At 52.4% G+C, this 8,607-nt stretch carries 9 protein-coding genes; 8 read left to right on the forward strand and 1 reads right to left on the reverse strand.

Going from position 1 to position 8,607, the window contains the following annotated elements:
• On the reverse strand, nt 1-393 hold a 393-nt coding region (gene trhA, locus ACI32D_RS04895; protein WP_439775504.1), incomplete at its 3' end, for a PAQR family membrane homeostasis protein TrhA.
• 135 nt (nt 394-528) lie between these two features.
• On the opposite strand from trhA, the gene ACI32D_RS04900 reads away from it, so the two are divergent.
• From ACI32D_RS04900 to ACI32D_RS04935, 8 genes are all read left to right on the forward strand, one after another.
• The gene (locus ACI32D_RS04900) at nt 529-1,374 is read left to right on the forward strand and encodes a DegV family protein (protein WP_439775505.1); all 846 of its coding nucleotides are present in this window, start codon (nt 529-531) and stop codon (nt 1,372-1,374) included.
• Between the two features lie 3 nt (nt 1,375-1,377).
• The gene (locus ACI32D_RS04905) at nt 1,378-1,608 is read left to right on the forward strand and encodes a YozE family protein (RefSeq protein ID WP_439775506.1); all 231 of its coding nucleotides are present in this window, start codon (nt 1,378-1,380) and stop codon (nt 1,606-1,608) included.
• Nucleotides 1,609-1,682: 74 nt separating this feature from the next.
• Nucleotides 1,683-2,540, forward strand: a complete 858-nt coding sequence (ylqF, locus tag ACI32D_RS04910) for a ribosome biogenesis GTPase YlqF (protein WP_439775507.1) — start codon at nt 1,683-1,685, stop codon at nt 2,538-2,540.
• Nucleotides 2,530-3,300: a ribonuclease HII gene (locus ACI32D_RS04915; protein ID WP_439775508.1), complete on the forward strand. Its 771-nt coding sequence runs from the start codon at nt 2,530-2,532 to the stop codon at nt 3,298-3,300. Before ylqF ends, ACI32D_RS04915 begins: the two co-directional genes overlap by 11 nt.
• A gap of 95 nt (nt 3,301-3,395) precedes the next feature.
• On the forward strand, nt 3,396-4,235 hold the full coding sequence (gene dprA / locus ACI32D_RS04920; protein WP_439775509.1) for a DNA-processing protein DprA: 840 nt from the start codon (nt 3,396-3,398) through the stop codon (nt 4,233-4,235).
• A 126-nt stretch (nt 4,236-4,361) separates the two neighbouring features.
• The gene (topA, locus tag ACI32D_RS04925; protein ID WP_439775510.1) at nt 4,362-6,536 is read left to right on the forward strand and encodes a type I DNA topoisomerase; all 2,175 of its coding nucleotides are present in this window, start codon (nt 4,362-4,364) and stop codon (nt 6,534-6,536) included.
• Between the two features lie 137 nt (nt 6,537-6,673).
• The gene (gene trmFO, locus ACI32D_RS04930) at nt 6,674-7,993 is read left to right on the forward strand and encodes a methylenetetrahydrofolate--tRNA-(uracil(54)-C(5))-methyltransferase (FADH(2)-oxidizing) TrmFO (RefSeq protein ID WP_439775511.1); all 1,320 of its coding nucleotides are present in this window, start codon (nt 6,674-6,676) and stop codon (nt 7,991-7,993) included.
• Nucleotides 7,993-8,607, forward strand: a 615-nt coding sequence (locus tag ACI32D_RS04935) for a site-specific integrase (protein WP_439775512.1), incomplete at its 3' end; no start/stop codon positions are given. The genes trmFO and ACI32D_RS04935, both read left to right, overlap by 1 nt.

Raw genomic sequence — 8,607 nt, forward strand, 5'->3', positions numbered from 1 at the left:
GATCCCAAAGACCGTCAAGGCCCAGATAATGCCGAACATGACCCAGCCTTTTGCCCCGCCGATGGTGACCAGGGTATAAGGGGTATAAGAGCCGGCGATAGCGATAAAGATCGAGGAGTGGTCAAAGATCTGGAAGACCTTGTTTGCCTTGGTAAAGACCAGGCTGTGGTAGAGGGTTGAGAAGAGGTAAAGCAGAATCATGCAGGAGCCATAGATGGCAAATGTGGTCACTCTTAGGGCGCTGTGGGTGTGGGCGGCCCGGATTACTAAAACGACCAGGCCAGCGATTGAGAGGCCAAAGCCAATCCCGTGCACGACGGCTGAGAGCACATTGTCAATGATGTAATAAGATTTGGGCCGGTCTTCAGCCGGCTGCCAAGGATTAAAAGCCATATAAAGTCCCTTTCAGTTTTGATCAATTAATTATAATTTTTAGCCGAAAATTTGCTATACTAAACTCTGTATTAAGTCTAATTCTATCACAACAGAGAAGCTGATAGGATAATTTGGAAATTGAGGTCAGTTAAATTGTCTAAGATCAAGATCATGACGGATTCCTCAGTACAGCTGAGTCCGGAAGAAATTGAAAAATACGGTATTACGGTGGTGCCCCTGTCGGTGACGATCGACGGACATACCTACACGGATGGCGTTGACATTACCCGGGCCAACTTTATCCAAAAAATGGATGAGGCGGAAAAACTGCCCAAGACCAGTCAGCCCCCGGTCGGTTTGTTCGTGGAAAGAATGGAAGAATTGACGGCTGACGGCAGTGAGGTTTTGGGAATTTTCATGGCCAAGACCCTGTCCGGGACGGTTGACTCCGCCCGCCAGGCAGCGGAAATGGTAGCTGGCAAGATCACGGTCATCGACTGCGGCTACACTGACCGCTCGCAAGGCTACTACTGCATTGAGGCGGCCAAGGACGCGGAAGCGGGCAAGGAAATGGATGAAATCCTGGCCCACCTGGACCAGATCGGCAAGAACATGTACCTGGAAATGATGGTGCCCAACCTGCAGAACATTCTGGCTGGCGGCCGCTTAGGCAAGTGGGCCGGCCGGGTGGTTTCAGCCTTGAACTTCCATGTCGGCCTGACCATGAAGGAAGGCAGCTTGAACGTTCCTTACCGGGGCCGGGGCAAGAAGTTCATCAAGAAATTCGACGACATGCTGGTCGATCAATTAAAAGAACTGGGCGACAAAGTCAAGTACGTCGGCATCTCTTACGTCGACACCAGAGACAAGATGGAAGAACTTGCCCAGCGCTTCAAGGAAGTTAACCCGGGCCTTGAAATCCTGGTCCAGGAAACCAGCCCGATCATCATCACCCACGCTGGCCATGAGGCCTACGCGGTCATGTTTTACACGGAGTAATATATGGCATACCGACAAAGTTTTTACCAGTTTCTGATGACTCTGCGCGATCCGGATTCAAATAGCGACCTGGCTCAGTTTGCCAATAATGCCCAGTTTGACTCGACCTTCCCCAGACAGGAACAGGACCGGACCAAATTGTCAGAATACTTGGAAGAAAATGCCGCCTACCTGCCCAGCATGACGATTTTTGACGATGCTTACCAGGCTTACGAAGAGAAAATGCAGTATTAGTAGTATTTTTAGGATTCAATGAAAAGCACGAAAGGGAGCCCAGGCTTCCTTTTCTGCTGTTATTGGGAGGAAAAATGACTAAAATTCAATGGTATCCAGGCCACATGAACAAGGCCAGGAATCAACTGGAAGAAAAATTAAACTTGATTGACGTTGTTGTCGAAGTTTTGGACGCGCGGATTCCCAGCGCTTCCAGAAACCCGATGATCAGTGACCTGGTTGGCGACAAGCCCCACTTGATTATTTTGAACAAGGCCGACCTGGCTGACCCGGTGATGACCAAGCTCTGGCAAAAGAAATTGCAGGGGCCGCGCACCTTGGTCATGGCCATGGACGCCCAGCACAACACCAACATGCAGGCTCTGATTACTCTGATCAAGAAGGCAGCCAGTGAAAAGGTTAAGAAGCTGGAAGAGAGAGGGGCCTCCAACCCGATCATCCGCATCTGCTTAGTTGGCGTGCCAAACTGCGGCAAGTCCACCATCATCAACCGACTAGTGGGCCGCAACGTCGCTATCACCGGGGACCGGCCAGGGGTAACCAAGGGCCAGGCCTGGCTGAAGACCCCTTACGGCATTCAGATTCTGGACACGCCAGGGATTCTCTGGCCGAAATTTGAAGACCAGGACGTGGGCTATAAGCTGGCTGCTTTTGGGGCGATCAAGGACACGATTTTCCACGCTGACGACGTGGCTCTTTTCGTCATCAAGCAACTGCGCCAGTACTACCCGGCCTACCTGGCCAAGTTTGCCAACTGCACTAAGGACAAGCTGGAAAATATTGGGGATACCGACCTGCTTTTGGCCATGACCCAAAACAACGGGATGCGGGATGACTATGACCGCTTCTCTCTCTTTATGCTGCAGCGGTTAAGAAAGGGCAAGCTGGGCCGGATCAGCCTGGACCGGCCAAGTGCGAATAATGAAAATTAATGAAATTAAAGACCTGCTGCAAGCAGATTCAGTCGCGCCTGCCATCTTGGCGGAGTTAGCCAAAGATGACCGCAAAGGAGTCCAGAAGCTGCTGGAGAGCTACCAGCGCCGGCAGGAAAAGCTGGCTAAGCAGAAAGAGGCCTTTTTGGCCCGCTTTTCCTATGAAAAAGACTTTTGGGCAAATGGGCAGCTGGTGGCCGGGGTCGATGAAGTCGGCCGTGGCCCCTTGGCTGGTCCGGTAGTGGCTGCAGCCGTGGTCTTGCCGGAAGATTTTTCCTTATTGGAAGTCAATGACTCAAAGAAGCTGAGCCCGCAAAAGCGCCTGGCCCTCTATCCCAAGATCCTGGAGCAGGCGATTGCCGTGGGCGTCGGGGTCATGGACAACAAGGTGATCGACCAGATCAATATTTACGAGGCTGACCGCCAGGCCATGAAGCAGGCCGTGGAAGCTTTGAGCACAAGGCCAGATGCTCTTTTGGTCGACGCCATGAATGTCCCGGTGGACTTGCCGCAAGTAGAATTGATCAAGGGGGATGCCAAGTCCAACTCAATTGCCGCGGCGTCAATCGTGGCCAAGGTCTTCAGAGACTCCTTGATGGACGATTACGCTCGTCTTTATCCAGACTATGCCTTTGACCATAATGCCGGCTATGGAACCAAGGATCACCTGGAAGCATTAAGAAAATACGGTCCAACCCCGATTCACCGCCTGACCTTCAGTCCGGTGAGTGAGATGGTGGGACTTAAAAAGGCTGACTAAGTCAGTCTTTTTCTTTTGGGCAAAAAAGCCGAAAATTTTGCAGAGATAAAGGAAAAAATGGCCTTTTTGGCGTAATAGTAAGTGGAGGGAAAAAGATGAACAAAACCGAATTCTTACTGCGCCTAAAGCTGCAAAAGGGCCTCAGCTATCTGAAGATATTGCAGGTCATGCAGCAGATGCCCCCGGATGAGGACGTGGACCATGAATGGCTGAACTGCCTGGAACTACCAGATGAAATCCTCTACCGGGTGGAGGGGGCCTTTTTAAGCGATCGCTACGAAAGTGCCATTGAAAACTTACAAAAGAATTTCAAAATAATCAGTTTCTTTGACGATGCTTATCCGGTACGTCTAAGAGAAATTTATCGGCCGCCGATTCTGCTTTTTGCTAAAGGGGACTTGTCTTTGCTGGAAAAAGAGGTGACGGTGATCGTGGGTTCAAGAACGCCCAGCCCGTATTCCGGCAGGGTGATTGAGAACCTCATGCCTGTTTTGCTGAAGAAAAAGCAGGTGATTGCCAGTGGCCTGGCTAAAGGCGTTGATGCCATAGCCCACCAGAATGCCTTGAATTTTGGCGGCAAGACCATCGCGGTCGTGGCTAACGGACTAAATTATTTTTACCCCCGGGAAAATACTATCCTGCAGCAGCAAATCGCTTCCCGGGGCCTCCTGCTTAGCGAATACCTGCCCGACACGCCGCCAAGGCCCTTCCGCTTTCCAGAGCGCAACCGGATTTTGGCCGGGATTTGCAAGAACGTGATCGTGACCGAAGCCAAAGCCCATTCAGGATCTTTAATTACGGCAAATCTGGCCCTGCAGGAAAACAGAAATGTCTTTGCTGTTCCAGGCGCCATCACCAGCCCCTTGTCGGCGGGCACCAATCAGCTGATTTCAGCCGGGGCGACCCCGGTCATCGACAAGGAAATCGACCTGTGAAAGATTAAATTCAAGTAAAAATTGCCTGTCTGCTCCCTTAAGTTAATTTTCTTTTGGTTGACAATTCCGGAAATTATTTCTATATTGAAGAAGATTTAATTTCAATTTTAGTGAAAGGGGCATTTGATGCCTGCTACAGCAAAAGAAGACAAGAGCAAGAGCAGTAAAAAGACCACGGCTGCCAAGAAGAGCAGCCCGAAGCGGAAAAAGAGCAAGGTGAAAAAAGACCTGGTCATCGTGGAATCTCCAGCCAAGGCCCACACTATTGAGAAGTACCTGGGCCGGAAGTATCACGTGATCGCCTCTAAAGGACACATCCGGGACTTGCCAAAGTCCCAGATGGGGGTCGACATTGACCATGACTACCAGCCAAAATACATCTCCATCCGGGGCAAGGGTGACACCATCAAGGAACTGAAGTCTGAAGCCAAGAAGGCCAATAAAGTCTACCTGGCTTCCGACCCTGACCGGGAAGGGGAAGCTATTGCCTGGCACGTGGCCCATGTTTTAGGTTTGGACGAAAAAGAAGCCAACCGGGTAACCTTCAACGAAGTTACCAAGGACGCGGTCAAGGATGCCTTTAACCACGCCCGGACCATCGACATGGACACGGTTAACGCCCAGCAAGCCCGCCGGGTCCTGGACCGTTTAGTCGGCTACTCTTTATCGCCGATTCTCTGGTCCAAGGTCAAGAAGGGCCTGTCAGCCGGACGCGTTCAGTCAGTTGCCTTGAAGCTAGTCATCGACCGGGAAAAGGAGATCAAGGCCTTTAAGCCAGTTGAATACTGGACGATTGAGGCCGAATTCGCCAAGGGCAAGGACAAATTCCAAGCGTCCTTTTACGGCGAAGACGGCAAGAAGACGGAATTGCCTAATAACGAGGCCGTCCAGAAGCTGCTGGCCAAGTTTGACAAGAAGCAGCCATTTACGGTCAGCAAGGTAGTCAAAAGAGAAGTCCGCCGGCAGCCAGCCGCGCCTTTTACGACTTCCACCATGCAGCAGGAAGCCAACCGGCGCTTGAATTTCCGGACCTCAAAGACCATGAACATTGCCCAGCACCTGTATGAAGGGATCTCCCTGGGCAAGGAAGGCACGGTCGGTTTGATCACCTACATGAGAACTGACTCCAAGCGGATCTCACCGGTTGCCCGCCAGGAAGCAGCCAAGTTTATCGACGAGGAATACGGCAGCGACTTCGCGGTTAAGAAAGAGCGCCATTTCAAGAACCAAGGTGACGCCCAAGACGCCCACGAAGCCGTCCGGCCGACCAGCGTCTACCGGACGCCGAAGTCCCTGGAAAAGGTTTTGACCAAGGATGAACTCCGCCTCTATACCCTGATTTGGAGCCGCTTTGTGGCCAGTGAAATGACTCCAGCCGTCTTTGACACTGTCCGCTACGACTTGACCCAAAACGGGGTGACCTTCAGAGCCAGCGGGTCAGTCATGAAGTTCGCCGGCTACACTAAGGTCTACGACAACAGAAGCGAAAAGAACGTGGCCTTGCCGGCACTTGAAGAAGGTGACGAGGTCAAGCTGACCAAGTCAGACAACAAGCAGCACTTTACCCAGCCACCGGCCCGCTATACTGAAGCCAGCCTGGTCCGGGCTCTGGAAGAAAACGGGGTTGGGCGGCCGTCAACTTACGCGCCGACCATCCAGAACATCCAGTCCCGGAACTATGTCAAGCTGGAAGGGCGGGCGATCGTGCCAACTGAACTGGGCGAGATCGTTGACGGCCTGGTTGAACAGTTCTTCCCGGACATCACCAGTGTTGACTACACGGCCAAGCTGGAAGATGAACTCGACGAAGTCGAAGAAGGCAAGAAGGACTGGGTCAGCGTGGTTGACCAGTACTACAAGCCATTCTCCAAGGAACTGGAGAAGGCGGACAGCGAGATCCAGAAGATCCAGATCAAGGACCAGCCAGCTGGCTTTGACTGCGAGATCTGCGGGGCGCCGATGCTGGTCAAGATGGGCCGCTATGGCAAGTTCTACGGTTGCTCCCGCTTCCCGGACTGCCGCCACACCCAGACCATCGTCAAGAAGGTCGGCGTTACCTGCCCGAAGTGCGGGAAAGGGGAAGTATTGGAGAAGAAGTCCAAGCGGGGCCGGAAATTCTATGGCTGCTCCCGCTATCCAGACTGCGACTTTGTCTCCTGGGACAAGCCGATCAGCCGGGTTTGCCCGAACGACGGCCACTTCCTGGTTGAAAAGAAGCGCAAGGACGGCATTGTCGTTCTCTGCCCGAACGGCGACTACAAGGAAGAACCTAGAGAAGAACAAGGCGAAGAAGCCGAATAAGCAGAACAAGCCAATAGATAAGCAGAAATGTCACCAATTCCTTGGTGGCATTTTTATATAGAGCGTGCGAATAGGCAGGGAAGAGCTTTTTCGGTAAAATAGCAAGTAGATAATTTTTAAGCGAAGGATTGAAACAAATGACAGAAAAAGTTACGGTAATCGGCGCCGGTCTGGCCGGCAGCGAAGCAGCTTGGCAGCTGGCTAAAAGAGGGATTAAGGTCGACTTGTATGAAATGCGGCCAAAGAAAATGACCCCGGCCCATGAAAGCGGCAATTTCGCGGAATTGGTTTGCACCAACTCCATGCGGTCCAACCAGCTCTCAAACGCTGTTGGCCTTTTGAAAGAAGAAATGCGGCAGATGGACTCCCTGATCATGCAAGCCGCTGATGCCTGCCAGGTTCCAGCTGGGGGGGCCCTGGCAGTTGACCGGGAGCTTTTCTCCAAATACGTGACTGACAAACTGACCAGCCTGCCGGAAGTGACTATTCATGATGAAGAAATCACCGACCTGCCAACTGAAGGCATCACTATTATCGCGACTGGACCATTGACCAGCGATGCTTTGGCTGAAAAGATCCAGGACTTTGAAGGCACAGACAGCCTCCACTTCTTTGACGCGGCAGCCCCAATCATCGCGGCTGACTCCATCGACATGGACATCGTCTACAAGAAGAGCCGGTATGACCGGGGCGAAGCCGCCTACCTCAACTGTCCGATGACCAAGGAAGAATACGACCGCTTTGCTAACGCCCTGGTTCACGCGGAAACGGCAGAAATGCACGGCTTTGAGAACAGTGAAGTCTTTGAAGGCTGCATGCCAATTGAAGTCATGGCTGCCCGGGGGGCCAAGACCATGCTCTTTGGTCCTTTAAAGCCTGTTGGTCTGGAGAACCCGAAGGACGGCAAGACCCCTTACGCGGTCGTCCAGCTCCGCCAAGACAATGCCGCTGCCTCCATGTACAACATCGTGGGCTTCCAGACCCACCTCAAGTATGGGGAACAAAAGCGGGTCTTCCAAATGATTCCGGGCTTGGAAAATGCCCGCTTCGTTCGTTATGGCAAGATGCACCGGAATACTTACATGGCCAGCCCGGAAGTGTTGAAGGCCAGCTACGAAGCTAAAAAGCAGCCGGGCCTCTTCTTTGCTGGCCAGATGACCGGGGTGGAAGGCTACGTGGAAAGTGCCGGCAGCGGCCTGGTGGCCGGAATCAACGCGGCCAGAGAAGCATTGGGCAAGGACACGGTTGAATTCCCGGTAACGACGGCTCTTGGCTCAATGGCCCACTACATTACGACCACTGATGCCAAGCACTTCCAGCCGATGAACGCCAGCTTTGCCTTGATCCCGGGTCTGGAAGGCAAGAAGATCAGAAACAAGCGCGAGCGCCACGAAAAGATCAGCGAGCGGGGCCTGGCAGACCTGGCCGCCTTTAAGGCAGAGAAGCTGGCTGACTAATGACCCTTGAAGAGCAGTTTCTTTCTTACTTGAAAAATGAGCGCTCTTACAGCCCTAAAACCATTCTGGCCTACCAAAAGGACCTGGCAGCGGCTGAAAAATTCTGGCAGGAAAATGGGGGCTTTCCTGGCTGGGATAAAATTTCCCGCCGGGACCTGGAAATTTACTTGCAGGCGCTTGGGCAAAAGCTGGCTTCTAGCACCTTGTCCCGGAAATTGTCCAGTCTTAAATCTTTTTACCGCTTTTTGACCAAGCGGGGCCTGGTTAAGGCTGACCCGACCGTGGTTATTCAGCTTAGGCGGGGGGAGAAAAAGCTGCCTGAATTTTTCTACCAGGATGAAGTTGGCCAAGTCATCAAGACGTTAAATGATGGCAAACCGTTAACAGTCCGCAACCGGGCAATCCTGGCTCTTTTTTACGCGACCGGGATGCGGCTGAGCGAGCTGACGGATTTGAAAATCAGCCAGCTTGACCTGGAAAACGGCATGATTTTAGTGCACGGCAAGGGCAACAAGGACCGCTATGTCTTTTTTGACCAGGAGAGCAAAAAGTACCTGGAAGATTATCTGCAAGCTGCCCGGCCAAGTTTATTGAAAAATGAGGCAGATACGGGG

This window comes from Lactobacillus sp., from assembly GCF_051873315.1.
Classification (GTDB): domain Bacteria; phylum Bacillota; class Bacilli; order Lactobacillales; family Lactobacillaceae; genus Lactobacillus.